The organism is Candidatus Microthrix parvicella Bio17-1 (assembly GCF_000299415.1).
Taxonomy (GTDB): Bacteria; Actinomycetota; Acidimicrobiia; order Acidimicrobiales; family Microtrichaceae; genus Microthrix; species Microthrix parvicella.
On record NZ_AMPG01000010.1, the window covers coordinates 1 to 21,947 of the forward strand.

A 21,947-nucleotide genomic window follows, 5' to 3' on the forward strand; every position below is an offset into this window, starting at 1 on the left:
GAGTGGTGGGGCGTGGAGTGGTGGGGCGTGGAGTGGTGGGGCGTGGAGTGGTGGGGCGCGGTGGGCGGGTGGTTGGCACAGGAGCGGGGGCGCAGGCGCACCCGGCAATGAGGGCGGACGCGGCGAGCATCACACCCAACGCGTTCATGCGGGTCCTGTCCGATGCGCGTAAACGGAGGAGCCACGGCCGTACTTCGATCGGTGTCACACCGCCGACCCTAACTTGCGTTCAGCAGCTGCTCAATACGCCATCCGGTGCGGTGAGTCGGCGGGCTCACAGCACCCCGAGCAGCTTGAGCGCTGAGGCACCGAGGATGGCGGGTATGGCCGCCCGAACGAGCCTGCCGTCGTAGTGGGCCGAGACCCGGGCACCAAGGATGATGCCGGGCAGGCTGCCGAGGATGAGCGACCCGGTGATCGCCGCCGAAACGCTTCCAATGCTCATGTGGGCAAGGGCGGCTGCGCCCACGAGCGGTACCGCCTGCACCAGGTCGGTGCCCACCAGTTCCGACCGTTTGAGCTTCGGGTAGAGCAGGGTGAGTACGGCGATCATGAGCGACCCGGAGCCCACCGAGGTCAGGCCAACCACCGTTCCGCCGATCAACCCGAGCGCCACGGTGGGGATGGGCCGCACCGGGGTCGGTGGGCCCACATGATCGGGCACCGGGTTGCGGGCCCGCCACACCATGACGGCGGCGGCAGCCAGCAGCGTGAAGCCCAGCATGATCTTCACCAGCTCATCGGCGCCGGCACCGACGGCATGAAGCAGCGTCACACCGGCCAAAGCACCGGGTACCGACCCCAATGAGAGCCATCGCACGAGGTCCCAACGCACGGTGCCGGCCCGAGCGTGGATGGCGCCACCGAAGGGCTTCACCGCAAGCGACGTCACGAGGTCGGAACCGACGGCTGCGGTGGGCGACACACCGAAGACCAGCACCAGCATCGGGGTGAGCAAAGCGCCGCCGCCCATGCCGGTGAGCCCCATGGTGAATCCACCGAGGAGCCCTCCAATCACCAGGCCCGGGTCGATCCAACCCACGATGTCCGCCAGCACGACGGGTCATGTTACGCCTAAACCCGACCAAATCAATCGGGAATTGGAACCAGGGCTGTTTGGCCCATTCCGGCCGTTCGGGGTGCGGCCTGATCACGCCGTATGCTGCTGCGGCGGGATACTCCTCCATCGCCCGCGGAGAGGCCACCGGAATGATGCGACTCCAAGGCCGGCTGGGAGCCGCCTACACAGACGCCTCGCCCGAGGAATTGGACGTGCGGATCGCCGCCGCCAAGGCCACGCTTGGCGACAGGCTGTTCATCCTGGGGCACCACTATCAACGTGACGAGATCATTCGCTGGGTCGATGCGAGAGGCGACAGCTTCAAGCTGGCCAAGCTGGCTCAGGCGCGGCCCGAGGCCACCTACATCGTGTTCTGCGGCGTGCATTTCATGGCTGAGGCCGCCGACGTGCTGACCTCGCCGGAGCAGCGGGTGGTGCTGCCCGACCTGAACGCCGGCTGTTCGATGGCCGACATGGCCGATCTGGAATCGGTGGAGGACGCCTGGGACGAACTGGCGGCGGTGACCGACATTGAGAAGGTCGTCCCGATCACCTACATGAACTCATCGGCTGCGTTGAAGTCGTTCGTCGGTAGCCACGGTGGCGCCGTGTGCACCAGTTCCAACGCCAGGGCGGTGCTGGAGTGGGCATTCGCCAAAGGCGAGGGCACCAAGGTGCTCTTTTTCCCCGACCAACACCTGGGCCGCAACACCGGGTTCGATATGGGTTACGGCGAGTCCGACATGGCGGTCTGGGATCCACGCAAGGACCTTGGTGGCCTGGCGGAGGCCGACGCAAAGGCGGCCACCTTCCTGTTGTGGAAGGGCCACTGCACGGTGCATCAACGCTTCCGGCCGGAGCACATTGCGGCCTTCCGGGCCGAGCACCCCAACGGAATTGTGGTCGTGCACCCCGAGTGCTCTCACGACGTGGTGGAACTGGCCGACACGGTAGGTTCGACCGAGGTGATCCTGCGCACCGTCACCGAGGAGGCTCCGCCGGGCTCGGTCATCGGTGTGGGCACGGAGGTCCACATGGTGCAGCGCATGGCCGATGAGAACCCCGACCGCACCATCGTGTCGCTCGACCCGCTGGTGTGCCCATGTTCCACCATGTTCCGTATTGACGCACCGCACTTGTGCTGGGTTTTGGAGAACCTGGTCGAAGGCAACGTGGTGAACGAGATCCGTGTTGATGACGAGACCGCCGAGTGGGCGCGGGTGGCGTTGCAGCGCATGCTCGACATCGTGTGAGCCCGTTGAGAGGGGATGCTCCGGTCGGGCACCTCGACGGGCCATCGCCCACCTGGCGCCTGGACTTCGACGAGGCGGGCGCGGGAGGGAGCCCCTTGCTTCTGGTGCACGGCTTTACCGGTGGTCGAGCGGATTTTGCCGACTGGATCGAACCGCTGGCGCAGTTGGGTCACCACGTGGTGGTGCCGGACCTTCGGGGCCACGGGGCCACAGGCGGCCCCGACGACCCTGGGGGGTACAGCCTGGAACTGTTCGCCACCGATCTGCTGGCGCTGGCCGATGATCTCGGCTGGAACCGTTTCGACCTTCTGGGTCATTCCATGGGTGGCTTCATCGCTCAGCAACTGATCGCAGAGCGCCCCGAACGTGTCAGTCGGTTGGTGCTGATGGACACCACCCATGGGCCGGTGCCGGGCATGGATCCGGAGATCCTCGAGTTGGGGATTGCACTGGCACAATCCGAGGGCATGCAGGGTCTTGCAGACGTGATCGACGCGTTTGGTGCGTCGCCGCTGGAAACCGCTGCTGCCCGCAGCATACGCGAAACGCGCCCCGATCTGGTGGCGCTCGATCGGGCCAAGTTTCTGGCCGCAAAGCCCGCCATGTACGCCACGATGGGGCGATTGCTGGTGAGCGGCCCCGACCGGCTTGACCGCATGGCCCACGTCCGCGCACCCACGCTGGTGATGGTGGGGGAGCAGGACGGGCCCTTTCTGGATGGCAGTCGAGCACTTGCCCGCACGATCCCCGGGGCCGAGTTGGCGGTGATACCCGAAGCCGGCCATTCACCCCAACGAGAGGCACCCGACGCCTGGTGGGAGGCGTTCAGCCGGTTCCTCGCCGCCTCGACAGCCACTGGTTGACCTGCCGCTTGCCCCCGGGCGGGTGACCGGTGGGGGTGGGGAGTAGCCTGGCTCGTTCGCCGGAGGAAGGTTCCCCGCGACCCCCAAACACATGGCTGCCTTCTCCACCCCCTTGTTCGAACCAGCCCTGGTTCTAGCGCTGCTGTTTGTCCTGGTGCTGATCGCCCCACTTGCGGCCCGGGCCGTGCGCATGCCGTCGATCATCGGGCTCATCGGCGCAGGCATCCTGATTGGGCCCTCGGCATTGGGCCTGTTGGAGCGAGAGGGCACCGTGGAGGTGCTCGGCAACGCCGGACTGCTGTACCTCATGTTCCAGGCAGGGTTGGAGCTGGACCTGGAGGAATTCCGGGAGCGGCGATCCCAGGCGCTGACCTTCGGCGCACTCACCTTCATCATCCCGTTCGCAGTGGCCATCCCGGTCAACCTGGCCCTGGGGTTCACCACCACCGCCGCGATCCTGTTGGCCATCAGCTGGGCGCCACACACGCTGCTGGCCTACCCGGTGGTGCAACGCCTGGGCCTGACCAAGGCCCGATCGGTTGCCATCACCGTCGGCGCCACCATCGTCACCGACACGGCCGCACTGACCGCCCTTGAACTCCTGGTGGAGAGCCATGAGGGCAGGCTGACCCCCGGGTTCGTGCTGAAGCTGATCCCCACCGCAGGTGCCGTGGTGGTGTTCATCGTGGTCGTGCTTCCCTGGCTGGGCCGCCAGTTTTTCGCCAGCGTCGGACAGGACCGGTCGGTGCGGTTTCTGTTCATCATGGCCGCCATGTTTCTGTCTGCGGGCCTGGCCGAGCTGGCGGGCCTGGAACCGATCATCGGTGCCTTCCTGGCGGGGCTGGCACTCAACCGGCTGGTGTCTGAGGGGTCGGAGCTCTCAAGCAGGATCGAGTTTTTCGGCTCGGCGTTCTTCATCCCCGTCTTTCTTATCTCGGTGGGCATGCTGGTGAACCTGGGCGTCGTCATCGATCGTCCTGCGATTCTGGTGCGGGCCGGGGTGTTCTCGTTGGTGGCCGTGGGAACCAAGATGGTGGCGGCGTTCATCGCCGGAAAACTTTTCCGCTACACCAACACCGAGATCGGCATCATGGCGTCGCTCTCCACCGCCCGTGCCGCAGCCACGTTGGCTGCCGCATTCGTTGGTTTGAGCGCCGGGCTGATCTCGGAGGTCACCGTTAACACCGTGGTGTTGGTGATCCTGGTGACCAGCCTGGTGTCATCGCTGTTGGCCACTCGTTTCGGGACCCAACTGCCGCCGCCCACCGAGCGCCGCCGCGCACCCGCCGAAAAGGTGCTGGTGCCGGTGGGCGACCCGAAACGCTCGATGGACGTGCTGCGGCTTGCCGGTATGTTGGCCGCCCCCGACACGGGAACGGTCGTGCCGGTGTCCGTGCTGGACCTCGAGGCGACCCAGGCCGATGTGAAGGCGCGACGAGCCGAGTTGGCGGAGGCCGAGCGCACCATCCTGGGGGAGGGCGCGGAGGCGACCTCGGTGGTGCGCCTCGACCTGACACCATCTGCGGGCATGTTGCACGCGTCGGTGGAGCAGGCGGCCACGGCGGTGCTGGTCGGTTGGAAGGGCTTTGCCAATCGAAACGGTTCAGCCTTTGGACAGCGGGTGGATGCGCTGCTGGCCGCCAGCCCGGTACCGGTGGTGGTGGCCCGATTGGGGCCTGCGGAGAACTGCGAGCGTGTGGTGATCGCCGTGTCGGACCACGACCTCACGCCGGCGGGTGCCCCGGGGGTAGAACTGGCGGTGTTGCTGGCGCGCCGCCTGGCCAAGGCACACCGGGCGGAACTGACCATCCTGGTGCCCCGGGAGCAGGTCACCCACAAGATGCTGGGCATGGAGGAGGATCAGGGACGATTGACGGTGGAGCGACGCCGCCCTGCCGTGGCGCTGCGCGACCTGACCACACCGGGCGACATGGTGGTGGTCACCCAACCGCGGGTTGAGCCGGGTTTGGGCGGCGAGGTGCCGCGTCTGGCCCGGGCCCTTCCCGATCGGTCGCTGCTGGTGATCGCGCCACGCTGAACATTGGGTGATGTGTCCGCCGACCAACGGATAGGGTCGCCTCCCATGTCAGAGGAACGATCAATCGGACTGTCGTCGAACGGCCCGCCTGAGACCGTGTTGCCCCCGCCGCCCGAACCGCTGACCGAGGCGCTGGCCGTCGCCGTCGGGCGCGATGCGGTTGCGTCGGTGGTGGCCGGCTACCCAACCTGGTCGGTTGCCTGGGCTGCGCTCGGCGACCATGGGCGCGACGACCTGGAGCGATACGCGGCCTACCGGGTGGGCTATCACCGGGGCCTGGACCTGCTGCGCCACTCCGGCTGGAGAGGGTCCGGTTACGTTCGTTGGGCATTCGAACCCAACCGCGGTTTCCTGCGCTGTCTGGTCGGTCTACGAACTGCCGCAGAGGCGATCGGCGAGCAGGACGAGACCGAACGTATCGACGTCTTCATCGACCAACTGGACCCGGGCTGGGACCGTCAGACCAACCTCGATGCAAACGACGCAGGAGACCTCTCATGAGCGAATCGACCCCCGACCCGTCGGCCTCGATCTCCGCCGGCTTTCCCGATCTGGGCACCTCCGTCGACGAGCTGGTGGCGACCATGACCGAGGAGCGCGCCGATGACCTGGACTGGCGGGGTGGCAAGGCATTCAGCCTCGTGTACAACGCCGACGACCCCGAGCTCGAGCGACTCCAGCACGACGTCGCCGAGATGTTCCTGCACGAGAACGCGCTCAACCCGTTTCGATATCGCACCCTCCTCCACATGGAAGGCGACGTCATCGACTGGGCGTCGGCGCTTCTGGGGGCTCCCCCCAGGTCCGGCTCACTCTCCTCCGGTGGTACCGAGAGCATCTTCCTGGCCGTGCAGGTGGCGCGTGACGAGGCTCGGGCTCGCGGCATCATCAACCCGACGATTCTCGCCCCCGAGACGGCGCACCCCGCATTTGAAAAAGCATGCAAGTACCTCGACGTCGAGCGGGTTCGCATCCCGCTACGCGACGACATGCGGGCCGATCCGAACGCCTACCGGTCGTCGATCGACGAGCGCACCATCCTGCTGGTGGGTTCGGCGCCCTGTTACCCCTACGGGGTGATCGATCCGATCGCAGAGATCGCGTCCACCGCCGCCGATGCCGGGTTGTTGTGCCACGTGGATGCGTGTTTGGGCGGCTGGCTGTTGCCGTTCTGGCGGTCGATCGGACGCGAGGTTCCCCCGTTTGACCTGTCGGTTCCTGGCGTCACGTCGCTGTCCGCCGACATCCACAAGTACGGGTACGCCTACAAGGGCGCCTCGGTGATCCTGTACTCGTCACCCGACTACGTCGATCGCCAGACCTTTATGTACGACGCGTGGCCGGGCGGCCTGTACGCGTCGCGCACCACCGCCGGTACCCGGCCCGGAGGGCCCATTGCGGGTGCATGGGCCACCATTTCGCACCTGGGTCGTGACGGCTATGAGCGGCAGGCCCGCCGGGTGGCCACCGCCACCGACGGGTTCCGCGCCGCCGTCGATGCGATCGAGGGCATTCGTGTCACCGGTGAACCGGATATGTCGGTGTTCGAGATCTCGACCGAGCCTGGTAGCGACCTGGACCTTGAAGGTGTCTCCGAAGAGATGGACGCCCGCAACTGGGCGTTGGATCGTCAGCAGGGTGGGCTGCACGTCATGCTGTCACCTGGGCACGATCGGGTGATCGACGCGTTCGCCGAGGACCTGGCCGCATCGGTCGCCGCGGGACGCACCGGCGCAGGTGCCAATGCGGTCTACGGCTCGGTAGTGTGAGCAACTCCACCACGTGAGGGACCCCCATGAGTAACGACATCCCCCAGATCTCGGTCGACGAGTTGCAGGCCGACCTTGAAGCCGAGGTGCCGTTGATCGACGTGCGCGAACGAGACGAATACGAGCTCGCCCATGTACCCGGCGCCATTTTGGTGCCGCTGACCCAGTTGCCCGAACGGTTGGGGGCCATCCCCACCGAGGAGCCGGTCAACCTCATCTGTCGGAGCGGCGCACGCAGCCAACGGGCGGCCCAGTTTCTGATCGGCCAGGGTTACCTGCCTCGCAACGTGACGGGTGGAACCGACGCCTGGATCAATGTGGGCTTTCGGGTGGAGACCGGGCCGCCGAGTGCATAGGAAGCCCGCTCGCAATGATTCGGGACCGTTGGAGCAACCCGACTGGGAGATGATCGAGACCCAGGGCGGCTTCGATGAGCTCCTCGACGAATGGAAGGGTGTCGAGCGGTATGCGCTCGACACCGAGTTTCATCGCGAGGGCACCTACCACCCCAGGGTTGCGCTGGTGCAGGTGGCGTGGCCCGGCCGCCTGGCGTTGATCGACCCGCTGGCGGTCAACCTGGCCCCGCTGTCGGAAGTGTTGGCGAGCGGCAGCTGTGCGGTGATGCACGCCGCCCGCCAGGACCTCGAAATCCTGCACCGAGAATGCGGCCTGGTCCCGACCGAACTCTTCGATACCCAGGTCGCCGCCAACTTCGTCGGCTTTTCCAACCCATCGCTCGGCACACTGTCTGAGCGATTGACCGGCAAGAAGGTGCCCAAGGGCGACCGACTCACCGACTGGATGCGGCGTCCTCTGAAGCCGACGCAACTGAGTTACGCCGCCGCCGATGTGCGCGACCTGCTCGACATTGCCGACCGGTTGATCGAGCAGTTGGATCGGCGGGACCGAACGACGTGGGCGGCGGACGCCATCGAGGAGGAACGAACCGACTCCTGGACCACTCGGGATCCGGCGGTGGCCTGGACCCGCATCAAAGAGGTGCGGCACCTTCGGGGCCAGGCGTTGGCGACCGCGCAGGCGTTGGCCATGTGGCGGGAGGAGGCGGCCGCCTCCGACGACGTGCCCACGCGCAACCTGTTGAGCGACCTGGGCCTGGTCGGCCTGGCCCAGACCCGGCCGGACACCGTCAAGACGGCTCGCGCGGTGCGCGGCGTGGACGGCCGAAACCTGCGTCACGGCCGAGCCGAGGATGCACTGGCGGTCATCGCCGCTTCCGAGGGTGCCGAACCGGCCGACGCTGAATCCTTGAGATCGCCGGAGGTGCCCGGTGATCTGCGTTCGGCGATCGGCCTGGTGACCACGTGGGTCAAGCAGTTGGCGAAGGATCTCGACCTCGATCCTTCCACCGTGGCCACCCGTCACGATGTTGAGATGTTGCTGGCCCCTGGCCCGGATGGCCGGTTGGGGAGCGGTTGGAGGGCCGAGTTGGTGGGCGATCCCATCCGGGATCTGGTGGCCGGCCAGTCGGCGCTGGCCTTTCAGCGCGGGAGCGGCCTGGTGTTGGAGCCTCGGTCGACCAGCGCGTAGCGCAGCCACCGCCAACCGCCAGGGCGAATCGTCGAAACCAAATCCAGGCGCTAGGCTGACGAACCTTGGAATCGAACCCGTAGCGGTGCTGCAGTAGTGCGGCTCCGCTATGACCGCCGCACTACTACCCCGTGGAGCGTGACCCGTGAAAAAGGGTCGTCATCGTCGTTTCGAAGAGGCACGTGCCCTCAAGCGAAGCTCTGACATCGATATTGAAGCCGTCTTCTCCGTCCCCAAGGGGCCGTGTGAGGAGTGCGGGGCCGAACCGGAGGACAGCCACGCCACCTGGTGCATGGCGGAGGATGCCTTGGAAGAGGAATACAGCTAGCACCCCGTGGGGGGTGAGTGGTTGACGCCGCCGATCGGGCAGGTGCGGGGCACTACGGTTTCGGCCGTGAACGTCGCCGACTCCGCCCGAGAGTGGTTTTCCCTCGATGATGACGAGGGAACCTGGCTTTTTGACGTGACGTTCCTGGCCAGCGCCTGGCAGTGTGTGTGGGGGCAGGGTTGCCCGGGCATCGAACCCGAACCCGACGTGACCTCCGCCCTCGGCTGCTGCACCCACGGAGCCCATTTCGGCGATGCTGACGACCGGGCCAGGGTGCGTGAAGCGGTGGATCGACTCGGTCCAACTCAATGGCAGCTTCGACCTGCGGACCGGCGCCGCTCACCTTTCGAGCGCACCGACGAAGGCTGGAAGACCCGGGTGGTCGACGGCGCATGCATCTTTTTGAACCGTCACGATGCCGATGCATCCGCTGGGTCGGGCCCGGGCTGTGTGCTGCATTCGGCGGCGGTGGTGGCGGGGGAGCGGCCGATGGATTGGAAACCCGAGGTGTGCTGGCAGTTGCCTCTGCGGCTGGAGCACCACACCGACGAGAGCGGCGCCGACCTGCACACGCTTCGCGAGTGGCGCCGCCGCGACTGGGGCGAGGGCGGGTCCGAATTCGGCTGGTGGTGCACCGAGGAGCACCTGGCGTTCACCGGTACCGAAGCGGTCTACGAATCGCTTCGCGACGAGGTGGTCGAGTTGATCGGCCCGACCCGGTACCGGGTGCTGGCCGGCTACCTTGACGGGCGGCGCCCGGGTGCCACGGCGGCCACGGGCCCCACGCCGGTGATGGTGGCCCATCCCGCCGTCCGCGCCCTACCGACGACGCTGTGACCAAACCCCGAGGAGCGAGCTGATGGCAGGAGAGTTCGACGAGCTGCGGGCACGCCTTGAGGCGATCTCCGAGGAGCTGGCCGATCTGGCCATCGCCCGGTTGCGCGATTCGATCGATGCAGGCGGCACCGAGTTGCCGATCGACGAGCGCCGCCTCACCCGAGCCCGGCGGGCTGTTGAAAAGGCGGCCGGTCTCCTCCGCGACGAGCCGGACGAGTACGGAGGAAGCGCCTAGATCTCCACCTGGACACCGAGCTCGATCGTCTGCTCGGGGGGCAGCTTGAAGTACGCATCCGCGGTCGTGGCATTGCGCAACATGAACACGAAGAGGTGCTCTCGCCACTGGGCCATGCCGGGTCGGTCGGTCACCCGCAGGGTCTCACGACCGAGGACGTAGCTGGCGGCTGAAAAGTCGAGTCCGGTCAACTCGGTGCCGAGACGTGACAACTCCTTGGGCACGTCGACGTCGTCGGAGTAGCCCAGATGGATCTTGAGTTGCCAGACCCCGCTCGAACGTTTGACGGCTGTCAGCCGTTCGTCCTCGGGCACGTAGGGCCGACTCTGGATCAGGACGGCCAACACACACACGTTCTCGGGTAGAACACGGGCGTGGCGTAGCTGCGACGACAGCGCCTGGGGAACCACGTCGGGGTTGGAGCCCAGGTAGATGCCCACGCCCGGGCCACGCAGCGGGGGATCCTCTGCGAGTTGCTCGGCGAACTCGGACAGCGGGCGGGCGCGGTCGGCCAGCCGCGCAGCCGTGAGCGCCCGTCCCGTGAACCACGTGGTCAGGACCAGCAGCAGCACCAGGCCGATACCAATCGGAATCCAGCCGCCCTCGGGGATCTTGGGGAGGTTGGCTCCGAGGAGCGCCAGGTCGACCACCAGGAACACGGTGGTCAGCCCGATCGTCGGCCACTTCGACCAGCCGAACCGGTCGCGGGCCACTCGGTAGAACAAGACCGTGGTGATGAACATCGTGGACGTGACCGCGATGCCGTAGGCGGCGGCCAGGTTGCCGGAGTTTCTGAAGATCAACACGAGGGCCACGCAGGCGGCCAGGAGCAGCCAGTTGACCACTCCGATGTAGATCTGCCCTTCGGCCTCGTCGGACGTGTGGGTGATGCGCACCCTGGGCAGATAGCCCAGTTGTACCGCCTGGCGGGTCAGGCTGAACGCACCGGAGATCAGTGCCTGGCTGGCGATGACGGTGGCCATGGTCGCCAGGATCACGAGCGGCCACAACGCCCAACGGGGGGCCATGCGATAGAAGGGGTTGTCGATGTTCTCGGGGTGGGCCAACAACATGGCGCCCTGACCGAAATAGTTGAGCACCAGCCCGGGCAGCACGATCTTGTACCAGGCCCGGCGAATGGGGGAGACGCCAAAGTGGCCCATATCGGCGTACAGGGCCTCGACGCCGGTCACCACCAGGACCACCGAACCCAGGGCGATGAACCCGCGGGAACCGTTGTTGATGAGGAACTCGACGCCGTACCACGGGTTGATCGCCCGCAGGACCGCCAGTTGATCGGCGATGTGGGTGATGCCGAGCACGCCAAGCACCAAAAACCACACGAACATGACCGGGCCGAACACCCGGCCGACGGCGGCGGTGCCGCGTCGCTGCACGCTGAACAGGCCGATCAGGATGGCGATCGAAATGGGTACGACCAGCGGTTTCATCGACGCGGTCACCACGCTGGTGCCCTCCACGGCGGAGAGCACCGAGATGGCCGGGGTGATGATGCCGTCGCCGTAGAGCAACGCTGCGCCGAACAGCCCAAGGATCAGCAGCACCACCGCCTGGCGAGACGCATCGCGAGGGTTTTTGGGTCGGATCAGGGCCGTGAGGGCGAGGATGCCGCCCTCCCCGTGGTTGTCGGCTTTCAAGACGAACGTCAGGTACTTGAGGGACACCACCAACAACACCGCCCAGAGCACCAGCGAGAGCACGCCGATGATGTTGGCCTCGTTGATGGGTGGCGGGGCGTGGCCCGCTCCCTCAAACGTCTCTCGCAATGAGTACAGGGGACTGGTGCCAATGTCGCCGAACACCACCCCGAGCGCGCCCAGGGTGGCAACTCGTCCGGCAGGATGGCTTGGGCGCACAGCGGTGTCGGACACGAAGTGGTTCTCAGAGGCGGTGGGCACCCTCGTCCAGGTACCGAGAGCCCGTGAGCCTAACGCCGGTTTCGGTCTGCCTGGCGAAGCCAGGCTGCAATGCCAAGTGCCGAGCGCCGCGCCAGGGAGGCGCGGGACACCTCGGGACGGCGGAGATTGAGCAGGTTGAGGGCCGTCACACCCGCCAGGAACGCCCACAGCGTGACGCCTCTGGCCCGAGCGTTGAACGTGCGAGAGATCGCCCATCGTGCCCGGTCGGCACGCCAGCGGCTGGAAACCACGATCGCGTCCACGTCGCTGCTGCCCACCTGTGCGGAATCCTGAGCGGTGGCGCTGGCGGCGTGGACCCGATAGTGCAGGAGCACCCGATCGAGGTTGGCCAGCGCCACTCCTCGACGGCTCAGCGTCCGCCACAGGGCCAGGTCCTCGGCGTCAGGAAACCCGGAGGTGTACTGCAGTTCGCCGGTGCGGCGTCGGTCGATCGTCACGGTGGGGTGAGCGAGCGGGTTGCCGAAGTACAACGACGCAGCAACCAGTTTCGGCGAGGTGACGAACCGCCGGGACCCGACCTGGGTGCCGGCGGCATTGATGTAGTCGTGGGCGGTGCCCAGTACCCCGATTTCGGGATGGGCACGCAGGTATGCCAACTGGAGCTCCAGGCGGTCCGGCTCGGCAAGATCGTCGGCATCCATGCGGGCCAGGTAGCGGCCGGTGGCGGCGGCGAGTCCCAGGTTGAGCGCAGCGACCAGACCCACCGGCCCGGCCTCGATCACCCGTACCCGGGCATCCCGGGTGGCGTGTCGCCGCAAGACCGCCGACGAGCCATCGGTGGAGCCGTTTTCAACCGCCACCACCTCGAGGTCGGTCTCGGTCTGGCCCAGGATGCTGTCGATGGCGGCGTCGAGGAAGTCGCCCCCGTTGTGCACCGGCATCAGGACGCTCACCAGCGGGGTGCGCTGGTTCACGTTGCCGACCCGCCGACCCGCGCCCTGCCAAACCGCGCCCTGCCAAACCGCGCCCTGCCAAACCGCGCCCTGCCAAACCGCGCGGGGCCGAATCGCGATGTTGCGATGTTGGTGATCTGGCCGACGAGGTCGCTGTTGGAGTCGACCATCGCGGGGCCGGGACCCTCACCCCACACCTGATCGCGAACCTCGGGGGGAAACGTCCAGGTGCGCCAGGCGCCGGAATGAATCACGTCGACCAGTTCGGCATACGTCCTGGCGACGTGTCCCTTCACCAGCGATTCGTAGTCAAAGGCGAACGAGGTGCTGGACGCCCGCACGTAGTCGGCGAGGTCGAAGGGGTAGAACACCACTGGAATCCGCAGCAGGGCCGCATCAAACATCACCGAGGAGTAGTCGGTGATCACGCCGTCGACACGACCGATGAGTTCGTTGATCTCCGCCTCGTTGGGTACGAGTTCCACCCGGTCCAGCGGGCGGGGAAGCATCACCTTGTCGTAGAGGTGCGCCTTGATGAGGAGCCGCGTGTTGGCATCGGACAACGCCGACTCCAGCGCCTCCAGATCCGGCAGCGCCTCGGCCAGATCGAAGCCTGGCGGCACCCGCCACGTGGGTGCATACAGCAGCACGGCAGGGTGGTCGTCTCCGCCCCGGTCGGCGCCCTCGACTGCAACGGCGGCGCGGTCGGCGACGGACACGGTCATGCGGGGCGGGCGGCCGACCATCATGTGCCGGGCACGAGCGCCGAACGCACGCTGCATGGCCTGGGCCACCTGGGCTGATGGGGCCAAAACGAGGTCGTTCGGGATTGACCGCGGGTAGTACACCGTGGCCGCCCGCAGCCGATCGGCGAGAGTGCGCGGATGGTAGATGCGCCGGGCCGAGCCCACGGTGATGTCGTTCTCAATCTGCTTGAGCGGAATGCCGTGGTACAGGTTGACGCCGACGGTCCCACCCGTGAGCGCAACGTTGACATCGGCCACATCGAACGCATACACGGCCACCCCCGCCCGCAGGGTGGACCAGATACCGCTGATGCTCCAGCGCCGCGCCGCGGAGCGTCCCTCGCCCCTCACGCGGTCCACCACAGCGTCGTCGCCCGAGACCCAGACGGCCGAAATCTCATGATGGTGATCCGCCACATGCTCAAACAGGAAGCGGGGATTGTCGACGTACGCGTCGGCCCGGCTGGCGAACACCCACCGATCGGCCCGTCGGGGTACAACACGGCTCAGCGTCCGCAGCATCCGTTGGATCAGGCCCACGAGCACCCGACCACCGGGCGCCAACAGGCCCAGCGGTGACTTTCGAACGGCCGGAGCGGTCAGGGGACTCAGCGCAACCCTCGTCGCGGCGACGTCGGGTCGTGCGGGCACTGGCTTGGCGTGGAACGCATCCGGGCGATGGTAGCCCCGCTACTGTGCGCCGATGCCACGTCCCCACCATGTCGACGGTGTGCCCCTCCCCGCCGAGCGAGTCAGGTTGGCGTCCGGTCGATCGCTGGCGTTCGAACTTGTCGGGGCGGGGCCGGGCCACCCGGTGGTGCTGGTGCTCCACGGCACGCCCGACAGCCGCCTGGCCACGCCCCCTGATCCGCTCGTCCCATCCGTCACCCAGATTCTGGTGGATCGGCCGGGGTTTGGCGACAGTGACGTCGACCCCGACGCCACGCCCTCCTCGGTGGCCGATGACCTGGCCGAAACGTGTGGGCTGCTGGGATTTGAACGCATCGGGGTGATGGCATGGTCTGCCGGTGCGCTGTTTGCCCTGGCGCTGGCAGCGCGCCACCCCTCGCTGGTGGGCAGGCTCGTCCTGGCGGCACCGCTGGCGCCGGCCGGTTCGTGGGCCGAAACCGCTCCCGATCGATTTCATTTCGAACATGCCGACATCGTTGATATCGCGCCGCTGTTGGTGCCTGAGGGCATCGACCTTGAGGCGGCCGTGCAGATCGTTCTGGGTGACGAATCGGCGGCGCGGCAGCGTGAGATCCTCTCGATCCCCGGTGCGGCCGAGCGCTTGGGCCTTGCGGTGATGGGCTCGGTGCAGTCCGGGCTCGTCGGGTTGCAGCGCGATCTTGCCGCGCAGTTGGTGATGCCCGACCTGGCCTCCATCGCCGCTCCCTGCCACATCGTGGTCGGTGCCGAGGACGCGACCTGTCCTCCGGCGATGGGGCAGTGGCTGGCCGGTCGGATGACGCACTCGGCGACGACCCTCCAACGGGTGGCCGGCGCCGGTCACGCGTTCCCGCTTCTCCGCTGGACCGAACTGGTGATGGCCGCCGCCGAGGCGGGGTGAGGTGAGGCGGGGTGAAGCGGAGCGGGGTGCCGGTGCGCGAGGCTGAGCCCATGGTGACCCTGAACCCGTTGGGCCGAGATCGACCGCTGGGGCTGGCCGCCGCGTCGGTTCGCGATTATCGGGAGGTGGCGCGACGAAGACTGCCACGGCAGTTGTTCGACTACATCGACGGGGGTGCCTACGAGGAGGCGACGTTGGCGGCCAACACCGCCGATCTGGAGGCGATCTCGCTGCGTCAGCGGGTGCTGCGCGACGTGTCCACCCGGACGATGAGCACCACGGTGCTGGGCGAGGAGCTGAGCCTGCCGGTGCTCCTGGCCCCGGTGGGGCTGGCGGGCATGTTTGCCAACCGGGCCGAGGTGGCGGCGGCACGAGCGGCCGAACACGCAGGTGTGAGCTTCGTGGAGTCCACCGTGTCGATCTGCTCGTTGGAGGAGGTGGCCGCTGCGTCCAAGCGGGCGCCGTGGTTTCAGTTGTACGTCATGCGGGACCGCGGGTATGCAGAGAATCTCATGGCCCGTGCCCAGGCGGTGGGGTGTCGCGTGCTGGTACTGACGGCGGACCTTGCGGTGGTGGGCGCCCGCTACCGCGATACCCGAAACGGCCTGGGCGGCCGGGTCTCGCCTGTGGGTGCGGCCATTCGGGGACTCGATCGGGTCAGCCACCCACGCTGGGTGTGGGAGGTGGGTATCCAAGGCAAGCCCCACACGTTCGGCAATCTCACCGATGCGGTTCCCGGAGGCAACTCACCCGACGACTTTCGAGACTGGGTGGACGCGCAGTTCGATCCGTCCGTCACCTGGGACGACCTGGCCTGGGTTCGCGATCACTGGGATGGCCCGGTGGTACTCAAAGGCATTCTCGATCCCGAGGATGCCCGGGCGGCCGCCGACGCCGGCGTCGACGCTGTGGTGGTGTCCAACCATGGCGGTCGTCAATTGGATGCTGTGCCATCAACGGCCGCGGCGCTGCCGGCGGTGGTCGAGGCCGTCGGCGATCGGATCGAGGTGTTGGTCGACGGCGGCGTCCGCAGCGGTCTGGACCTGCTCAAGATGATGGCGATGGGGGCCAAGGCCTGCCTGGTCGGTCGCCCGTGGGCCTGGGCGGTCGCCGCAAAAGGCGAGGCGGGGGTGGCACACCTGCTGGAGATTCTTCGGGACGAATTGGCGGTGGCGATGGCGCTCACCGGTACCACCGACGTGGCCGACCTCGGCCCGGACTCCCTGCTGCGATAGCCGGGGTGGATGGGTTCTCCGGTCAGGTTCTGGCAGCACCGACCGTTGGCTGGACCTCATGCGGGCTGTGGTCCACCCTGCCGTAGAGGGTCGAACGCTGACAGAGTGGGCGGCCCAGCGGTTCCACCAACGCAGCAAAGTCGTCAGCGGTCGCCAGCGTGCCGTGATCGGCGCCGGCAGCCCGGGAGATGTTCTCGTCCATCAGTGTTCCACCCAGGTCGTTGACCCCGGCCTGCAGCAACTGTCGGGCGCCTCCCAGACCCAGCTTGACCCAGGATGCCTGAATGTTGTCGATGTAGCCGCGATAGGCCAGTCGTCCGACCGCATGCATCAGCACGACCTCGCGCCAGGTGGGGCCCCGGCGGGCCTTGCGTTGCAGGTAGATGGGGCTGGCCATGTGGACGAACGGCAGCGGCACAAACTCGGTGAAGCCGCCGGTCTCCGCCTGCAGGTCGCGGGTGCGGATCAGGTGTCGGGCCCAGTGGCGGGGTTGCTCGATCGACCCAAACATGATGGTCACGTTGGATCGCAGCCCGACACGGTGCGCCACCCGATGGGCCTCCAACCACTCCTCGGTGTTGATCTTGTCCGGACACAACTCCGCCCGCACCTCATCATCGAGCACCTCGGCCGCCGTGCCGGGTAACGATGCGAGGCCGGCGTCGACGAGGCGGCCCAGGTACTTCTCCAGGTCCTCACCAAGACGTCCGGCACCTTCGGTGACCTCAAGCGCCGTGAAGCCATGGATGTGCATCTCCGGAACGGCTTCCTTCACCGCACGGGTGACGTCGAGGTAGTAGTCACCGTCGAAGTTGGGGTGGATCCCGCCCTGCAGCGTCACCTCGGTCGCGCCCCTCGCCCAGCCCTCCGCAGCCCGCTCGGCTATGTCGTCGAGCGTCAGCAGGTACGGGGTGCCCCGGAGGTTGAGCGACAGGGGGCCTTTGGAGAAACCGCAGAAGCGACACTTGAAGGTGCACACGTTGGTGTAGTTGATGTTGCGATTGACCACGTAGGTGACGTCGTCCCCGACCACCTCGGATCTCAACCGATCGGCTGCCTCGGCGATCTCGCCAACCTCGGGGCCTCGGGCGCCAAACAGCGTGACAATGCGGTCCTCATCCAGGTCCTCGCCGGCTTCAAAGGCCGTCAGCACCTCGTCGACGGCTCCCTGGAGACGCCGTGAACCGCCGCTGACAGCAGGCACGAGGACCGGAGGCTCCACCGGCACACCCGAGTACCACTGCGAACTGTCGATGCCGATCAACTCGACCTCGGCACCGTCTGCCACCTGGGCGGCGGCCCGCTCCTTGATTCGCTCGGGGAACACCGAACCGGGGTCGTCTCTGGCCAGAAACTCGGCGTCGGAGCGGTCCATCACCGCAAACCGCAGCTTCGGGTCGAGCCACCTCAGTGGCTCGGCGGCCCAAGCCGGGTGCACCGTCAGCCGCGGCGCGAGGGTGAACCCGGCCGCCTCGGTCACCTCCGTCAACCGGTCGAGGTCTGGCCAGGGGCGCTCGGGGTTGACGTGATCGGCCGTCACCGGCGAGACGCCACCCCAGTCGGACACCCCGGCGGCCAGCAGATGACCGAACTCGTCGGACAGGTTGGGTGGGGCCTGAACCGCCACGTCGTCGGGCAGGATGAGGCGCGCCAGCGCGATCGCCTCGGTGTAGGCATCGTCGGGGCACGGGTCCGACCGCCACATGGCGGTGCCGTGCTTGGGCAGAAAATTCTGGACGATCACCTCCTGCACGTGCCCGTGACGGCGATGCGACTCGGCGATCGCCACCAGCGCATCCACCCGGTCGGAGCGGCTCTCGCCGATGCCCACCAGAATTCCGGTGGTAAAGGGAATGGCCAGCTCACCGGCCCACTCCAGCGTCGCCAGGCGGCGGGTCGGCACCTTGTCGGGAGACCCCCGGTGCGCCTCCAGCCCGCCGTTGAGACTCTCGATCATCATGCCCTGAGACGGGGAGACCCGACGGAGTGCCAGGAGTTCCTCCGGGAAGAGCGCACCGGCATTGGCGTGGGGTAACAGGCCCGTCTCCTCGAGCACCGCGTTGGCCGCGTCCACCACGTAGTGGACCGTCGACTCGTACCCGTTGGTGTCCAGCCAGTCCCGAGCGGCCGGGTAGCGCAACTCCGGGCGCTCGCCGAGGGTGAACAGTGCCTCGTGGCAGCCGGCCTCAGCCCCGCCGCGGGCGAGTTTCAGCACCTCCTCGAGGCCCAGGTAGGGGTGCTCCAGCCGGGCCGGCGGTTGGGCGAACGTGCAGTAGCCACAACGATCCGAACACAGCATGGTCAACGGGATGAACACCTTCGGGGAGTAGGTCACCCGATTGCCAAAGGCCGCGTCGCGCCGTGCGGCAGCACGCGCCAGCAGCTCGGCGTGCGGCAACTCCAGAAGGTTGTGCATGCTCGGGACCATATCTCGCACCTGACGGTGCCCAACGGTCACCGTCATGGCTGCCGCTCGTGGCCTGCGTCATCGGGGTCGGCGTCATCTGAAGGTTTGGGTTGTCGGGGTTTGGGCATCACCACGTACAACGGTCGTGCCTTCACCTCCTCCACGACGCGGCCGACGTATTCGCCGATGACACCGAGAAACATCATCTGCAGTCCGCCAAGGCCCAGGACCACCAAGAGCACGGTGGTCTGGCCGGAGAGAAACGGCGATCCGACCGCCCGCGCCACGATCACCACCGGTACCGCCAACAAGGCCAGCGTGGCGGCGATGAAGCCCACCAGCGTCGCCAGTTGCAGCGGCACGAACGAAAACGACGTCACCGCGTTGACCGCCAGGCGCAGCATGCGCCGCATCGGGTACTTGGTGCGGCCCGCGTATCTGGCAGAGCGGTCGTAGGCCACCCCCACCTGACGGAAGCCCGCCCAGGCCACCATTCCCCTGACGAACCGGTGTCGCTCACGCATCGAGGTGAGCACCTCCACCACGCAGCGATCCAAGAGCCGGTAGTCGCCGGCGTCCAGTTGGATGTCCAGGTCGGTCAGGCGCCGAATGCCGCGGTAGAACCACTTTGCAGTGGCGAGCTTGAAGCGACTTTCGCCGTGGCGTTGGTCGCGTACGGCGTGCACCACCTGGGCGCCGAGGCGCCACTGCGCAACCAGGTCACCGATGAGTTCGGGCGGGTCCTGAAGGTCGGAGTCGATCACCACCACGCCATCACCACGGGCCTGGTCGAGCCCGGCGGTGATGGCCACCTGGTGGCCGAAGTTGCGCGAGAACGTCACCACCGTGACCCGTGGGTCGTCTGCTGCGATCGCCGCTAGCAATGCGCCGGAGGAGTCGGTGGACCCGTCGTCGATGTACACCATCTCGCAGCGACCGGGGTCCAGCCCGTTGATGCCCTCCAAGGCCCCGCTCAGCCGACGGTGGAACTCTTCGATCGTGTCGGCCTCGTCAAACACCGGTGCGACCACGCTGAGCTCGGGCACGGTGAGCTCGGGCACGGTGCTCTTGGAGGGCCCGGAGGTGCGGCCGGGTTCAGCCATGGTCATCGCCGGATGGAGCGTCGCCCGCGCTTTGATTGGTTCTCTTGAGAACGCGGCGACGTCGCAGCGTGGTCAGCGCTCCGGCGCGCCATGCAATCACCACCAGGGTGATCACGACACCCACGTAGTCGGCCCATGAGCGCCGGAAGACGGCCTCGACGGTGTGGGCACCGCGGTCTGGCAACCGTGCGGTGAGGAATCCGTCCCGCTCCGAATTCGGGATGGGCGAACCATCCACCGAGAGGTGCCACTTCGGGAACGCCGGGATCCCGGTCACCAGTTGATCGGCGCCTTCGGTGCGCCACGTCACACGCTCCGGGCTCCACCCGGTCAACTCGGTGGTCTGGCCCTGCTGGGGGGCGGCGAGGTTGACCGGGCCCACGTGTTCCAGCACGGCGAGCCTGTCCGATGCCCAGATTCGTTGCCACTCGGGCAGCGACTCGTAGCGGGCCAGCGTGGCAGGTCGCCCAATCAGGTGCGAGACCCCGTTGCGCACGAGCTGCGGTTCGGCCTGGCGGGGGTCCATCTCGGCCAGGTGATATTGCAGGAAGGTGTCAACCGGGCTGATGGTTTCGCCCCCAAAACCGTTGAGCGTGGAGGCGTCGGCGTCCATCGCCAGCCAGAGCTCGGGGTGAACCGGGCCAAAGCCGGTGTCGAAGTTTGACTCGTGCACCCATGCGAAACGGCCCTCCGGCGTGACGGCCCGGGCCAGTACGCCACTTGCTGCCTGGAGCTCAGGGCTGGGCGCCGGGGCTGGTCGGGCCAGACCCGATGCGGGAATCAGGGCGGGAAAGGCAACGATGCCGGCGCCCAGCAGCGCCACCAACGTCAGGGCTGCCGGCTCGCTGCGGCGAGCCACAGCATGATCGGCCACCACGCCGATGGGAACGATCCACATCAGGGCGGCGTACCCCGTGCCCCGGTTGACCATCAGCAGGCCGGTGTCGCCGGGAAGCAGGTGGTACATGGCGTACAGCGCCAGAAGGACTGCCGGGCCGGCCATCACCACCGATACCCGCCACCGGCCCAGCGGCGCCATCGCCGGTGAAGCGACCAACAGCCACAGCGCGCAGATGGCGAGCGCCGCCAGCGTGATCATCACGATCAACTGTGAGCTCCAGAGGTCGGTGCGCACGAGCGACAGCACCTCCTGACCCAACTCCGGCGTGTCCCAGGTGGCCGTCGCCGGTCGGGGACCCGGGTTTTGGCTCAGCGGCAGGAGCCACCAGGCCCCGAACCCGGCTGCAAGGAGTCCGGCCAGGCCAAGCCGATAGGCGGCGCGGAGGCCGGCATGTGGGCCGCCGGCCGCAACGTCGCTCGGATCCGGTGGCGTCAGCGACCGGACCGCCACCAGGATGCCAAACGTGACCAGCGTCACCAGCGCCGAAGTGAGGTGGGTGACTGTGACCCCCGTGGCGGCAGCGGCGGCCAGCGTGACCCAGCGCCGGTCCGGCTGGTCCACCACGCGGATCAGTGCGCCCAGCGTGACCAGCACCATCGGCACCGCCAGTTGGTGGGGAACCAGCCCAAGATCGAACGTGCCGGCCAGACCGGTGCCGTAGGGCACCGACACACACAGCGCGGCGAGCCCGACCACCGAGGCGCCGGTGCGGCCCAGACGCAGGCCACGGGCCATGAAATATGCGGCGGGTGCGGTGGCCACGAACGCCAGAGCCCCAACCCAGCCCACCAGCGTGCGTTGATCGACGAGGCCCAACGACAGCAGGCGCAGCGCGGCGGCCACCAGGGACGCCCCCGGGCCGTAGAGCAGGAACTGCTGTGACCCCATCGAAAACGTGGGCCCCCAACCGTCAAGGTGACCCCTGGCGAAGATCTCGGTGAAGGCGAACGCGTTCTTGGCGACGTGGTACGGCGCATCGTCGCCCTCGGGCAAACCTCCGACCAACACCCGGCGCACCAGGATGAAGCCGACCAGCACGCCGATCGCGGGGCCCACGTTGGGCCAACAAGGCCGGGGCTCCGGCGTCAGGGCTCGTGCCCGCCCGCCCAGCCTGGCGGCCTGGGAACCCAACGACGACACCCAGGCAGGTGCCCGCTCGATACGGGGGGCAGGTTCGGAAGTGGTCTCCTCTGGCGCCTGGGGGTGAGCCACGCTCGACCG

General features: G+C 67.5%; 19 protein-coding genes. 12 read left to right on the plus strand and 7 right to left on the minus strand.

Annotated elements, in window-relative coordinates; genetic code table 11:
• Positions 1 to 274 precede the first annotated feature (274 nt).
• Positions 275 to 1,057 (minus strand): sulfite exporter TauE/SafE family protein, encoded by a 783-nt coding sequence (locus MPARV_RS0119960; RefSeq protein ID WP_020379523.1) that lies wholly within the window; start codon positions 1,055 to 1,057, stop codon positions 275 to 277.
• A gap of 152 nt (positions 1,058 to 1,209) precedes the next feature.
• Between MPARV_RS0119960 and nadA the strand changes: the two genes are divergently transcribed.
• The 10 genes from nadA (at position 1,210) to MPARV_RS0120010 (ending at position 9,931) form a co-directional block, all read left to right on the plus strand.
• On the plus strand, positions 1,210 to 2,313 hold the full coding sequence (nadA, locus tag MPARV_RS0119965; RefSeq protein ID WP_020379524.1) for a quinolinate synthase NadA: 1,104 nt from the start codon (positions 1,210 to 1,212) through the stop codon (positions 2,311 to 2,313).
• Positions 2,310 to 3,176, plus strand: a complete 867-nt coding sequence (locus MPARV_RS23290) for an alpha/beta fold hydrolase (protein WP_012228759.1) — start codon at positions 2,310 to 2,312, stop codon at positions 3,174 to 3,176. Before nadA ends, MPARV_RS23290 begins: the two co-directional genes overlap by 4 nt.
• A 91-nt stretch (positions 3,177 to 3,267) precedes the next feature.
• A complete protein-coding gene (locus MPARV_RS0119975; RefSeq protein ID WP_012228758.1) occupies positions 3,268 to 5,214 on the plus strand; it encodes a cation:proton antiporter in 1,947 nt (648 codons plus the stop codon).
• A gap of 45 nt (positions 5,215 to 5,259) precedes the next feature.
• Entirely contained in the window at positions 5,260 to 5,715 is a 456-nt protein-coding gene (locus MPARV_RS21850; RefSeq protein ID WP_012228757.1) for a DUF3151 family protein, read from the plus strand.
• Positions 5,712 to 6,983 carry a pyridoxal phosphate-dependent decarboxylase family protein gene (locus MPARV_RS0119985; protein ID WP_012228756.1) on the plus strand — a complete coding sequence of 424 codons (1,272 nt, stop codon included), beginning with the start codon at positions 5,712 to 5,714 and terminating at the stop codon, positions 6,981 to 6,983. The genes MPARV_RS21850 and MPARV_RS0119985 overlap by 4 nt, the downstream gene beginning before the upstream one ends.
• 26 nt (positions 6,984 to 7,009) lie before the next feature.
• Positions 7,010 to 7,339, plus strand: coding sequence for a rhodanese-like domain-containing protein (locus tag MPARV_RS0119990; protein ID WP_012228755.1), 330 nt, complete (start codon positions 7,010 to 7,012; stop codon positions 7,337 to 7,339).
• A 28-nt stretch (positions 7,340 to 7,367) separates the two neighbouring features.
• Positions 7,368 to 8,531 carry a ribonuclease D gene (locus MPARV_RS0119995; RefSeq protein ID WP_031279540.1) on the plus strand — a complete coding sequence of 388 codons (1,164 nt, stop codon included), beginning with the start codon at positions 7,368 to 7,370 and terminating at the stop codon, positions 8,529 to 8,531.
• A gap of 145 nt (positions 8,532 to 8,676) precedes the next feature.
• Complete coding sequence (locus MPARV_RS0120000; RefSeq protein WP_012228753.1) at positions 8,677 to 8,859, plus strand: hypothetical protein; 183 nt, start codon at positions 8,677 to 8,679, stop codon at positions 8,857 to 8,859.
• Positions 8,860 to 8,925: 66 nt separating this feature from the next.
• The gene (locus MPARV_RS0120005; protein WP_020379526.1) at positions 8,926 to 9,696 is read left to right on the plus strand and encodes a DUF3109 family protein; all 771 of its coding nucleotides are present in this window, start codon (positions 8,926 to 8,928) and stop codon (positions 9,694 to 9,696) included.
• 22 nt (positions 9,697 to 9,718) lie between these two features.
• Positions 9,719 to 9,931, plus strand: coding sequence for a hypothetical protein (locus MPARV_RS0120010; RefSeq protein WP_012228751.1), 213 nt, complete (start codon positions 9,719 to 9,721; stop codon positions 9,929 to 9,931).
• Here MPARV_RS0120010 and MPARV_RS0120015 read toward each other — a convergent pair.
• Genes MPARV_RS0120015 through MPARV_RS0120025 form a run of 3 tightly spaced genes read right to left on the minus strand, consistent with a single transcriptional unit; the run spans position 9,928 to position 14,161 of the window.
• Positions 9,928 to 11,850 (minus strand): potassium transporter Kup, encoded by a 1,923-nt coding sequence (locus MPARV_RS0120015; RefSeq protein WP_012228750.1) that lies wholly within the window; start codon positions 11,848 to 11,850, stop codon positions 9,928 to 9,930. The two genes, MPARV_RS0120010 and MPARV_RS0120015, sit on opposite strands and share 4 nt — an antisense overlap.
• A 29-nt stretch (positions 11,851 to 11,879) precedes the next feature.
• The gene (locus tag MPARV_RS25460) at positions 11,880 to 12,785 is read right to left on the minus strand and encodes a glycosyltransferase family 2 protein (protein ID WP_012228749.1); all 906 of its coding nucleotides are present in this window, start codon (positions 12,783 to 12,785) and stop codon (positions 11,880 to 11,882) included.
• Entirely contained in the window at positions 12,782 to 14,161 is a 1,380-nt protein-coding gene (locus MPARV_RS0120025) for a CDP-glycerol glycerophosphotransferase family protein (RefSeq protein WP_020379527.1), read from the minus strand. The genes MPARV_RS25460 and MPARV_RS0120025 overlap by 4 nt, the downstream gene beginning before the upstream one ends.
• Before the next feature lie 52 nt (positions 14,162 to 14,213).
• On the opposite strand from MPARV_RS0120025, the gene MPARV_RS23295 reads away from it, so the two are divergent.
• Entirely contained in the window at positions 14,214 to 15,080 is an 867-nt protein-coding gene (locus tag MPARV_RS23295; RefSeq protein WP_020379528.1) for an alpha/beta fold hydrolase, read from the plus strand.
• A 92-nt stretch (positions 15,081 to 15,172) separates the two neighbouring features.
• A complete protein-coding gene (locus tag MPARV_RS0120035) occupies positions 15,173 to 16,315 on the plus strand; it encodes an L-lactate dehydrogenase (protein WP_031279546.1) in 1,143 nt (380 codons plus the stop codon).
• 22 nt (positions 16,316 to 16,337) lie between these two features.
• On the opposite strand, the gene cofH is transcribed toward MPARV_RS0120035, so the two are convergent.
• From cofH to MPARV_RS0120050, 3 genes are read right to left on the minus strand one after another with little or no spacing between them, the layout of a single operon-like run.
• The gene (gene cofH / locus MPARV_RS0120040) at positions 16,338 to 18,731 is read right to left on the minus strand and encodes a 5-amino-6-(D-ribitylamino)uracil--L-tyrosine 4-hydroxyphenyl transferase CofH (RefSeq protein ID WP_238538906.1); all 2,394 of its coding nucleotides are present in this window, start codon (positions 18,729 to 18,731) and stop codon (positions 16,338 to 16,340) included.
• A gap of 44 nt (positions 18,732 to 18,775) precedes the next feature.
• On the minus strand, positions 18,776 to 19,831 hold the full coding sequence (locus tag MPARV_RS0120045; protein WP_020379531.1) for a glycosyltransferase family 2 protein: 1,056 nt from the start codon (positions 19,829 to 19,831) through the stop codon (positions 18,776 to 18,778).
• A complete protein-coding gene (locus tag MPARV_RS0120050) occupies positions 19,818 to 21,938 on the minus strand; it encodes a hypothetical protein (RefSeq protein ID WP_020379532.1) in 2,121 nt (706 codons plus the stop codon). The genes MPARV_RS0120045 and MPARV_RS0120050 overlap by 14 nt, the downstream gene beginning before the upstream one ends.
• Between the last annotated feature and the right edge of the window lie 9 nt (positions 21,939 to 21,947).

Excerpts from the sequence above, each read along its gene's own strand:
- nadA (WP_020379524.1), top strand. The coding sequence starts at position 1,210 with ATGATGCGACTCCAAGGCCGGCTGGGAGCCGCCTACACAGACGCCTCG.
- MPARV_RS0119975 (WP_012228758.1), top strand. The coding sequence starts at position 3,268 with ATGGCTGCCTTCTCCACCCCCTTGTTCGAACCAGCCCTGGTTCTAGCG.
- MPARV_RS21850 (WP_012228757.1), top strand. The coding sequence starts at position 5,260 with ATGTCAGAGGAACGATCAATCGGACTGTCGTCGAACGGCCCGCCTGAG.
- MPARV_RS0119985 (WP_012228756.1), top strand. The coding sequence starts at position 5,712 with ATGAGCGAATCGACCCCCGACCCGTCGGCCTCGATCTCCGCCGGCTTT.
- MPARV_RS0119990 (WP_012228755.1), top strand. The coding sequence starts at position 7,010 with ATGAGTAACGACATCCCCCAGATCTCGGTCGACGAGTTGCAGGCCGAC.
- MPARV_RS0120010 (WP_012228751.1), top strand. The coding sequence starts at position 9,719 with ATGGCAGGAGAGTTCGACGAGCTGCGGGCACGCCTTGAGGCGATCTCC.
- MPARV_RS23295 (WP_020379528.1), top strand. The coding sequence starts at position 14,214 with ATGCCACGTCCCCACCATGTCGACGGTGTGCCCCTCCCCGCCGAGCGA.
- cofH (WP_238538906.1), bottom strand. The coding sequence starts at position 18,731 with ATGCACAACCTTCTGGAGTTGCCGCACGCCGAGCTGCTGGCGCGTGCT.
- MPARV_RS0120045 (WP_020379531.1), bottom strand. The coding sequence starts at position 19,831 with ATGACCATGGCTGAACCCGGCCGCACCTCCGGGCCCTCCAAGAGCACC.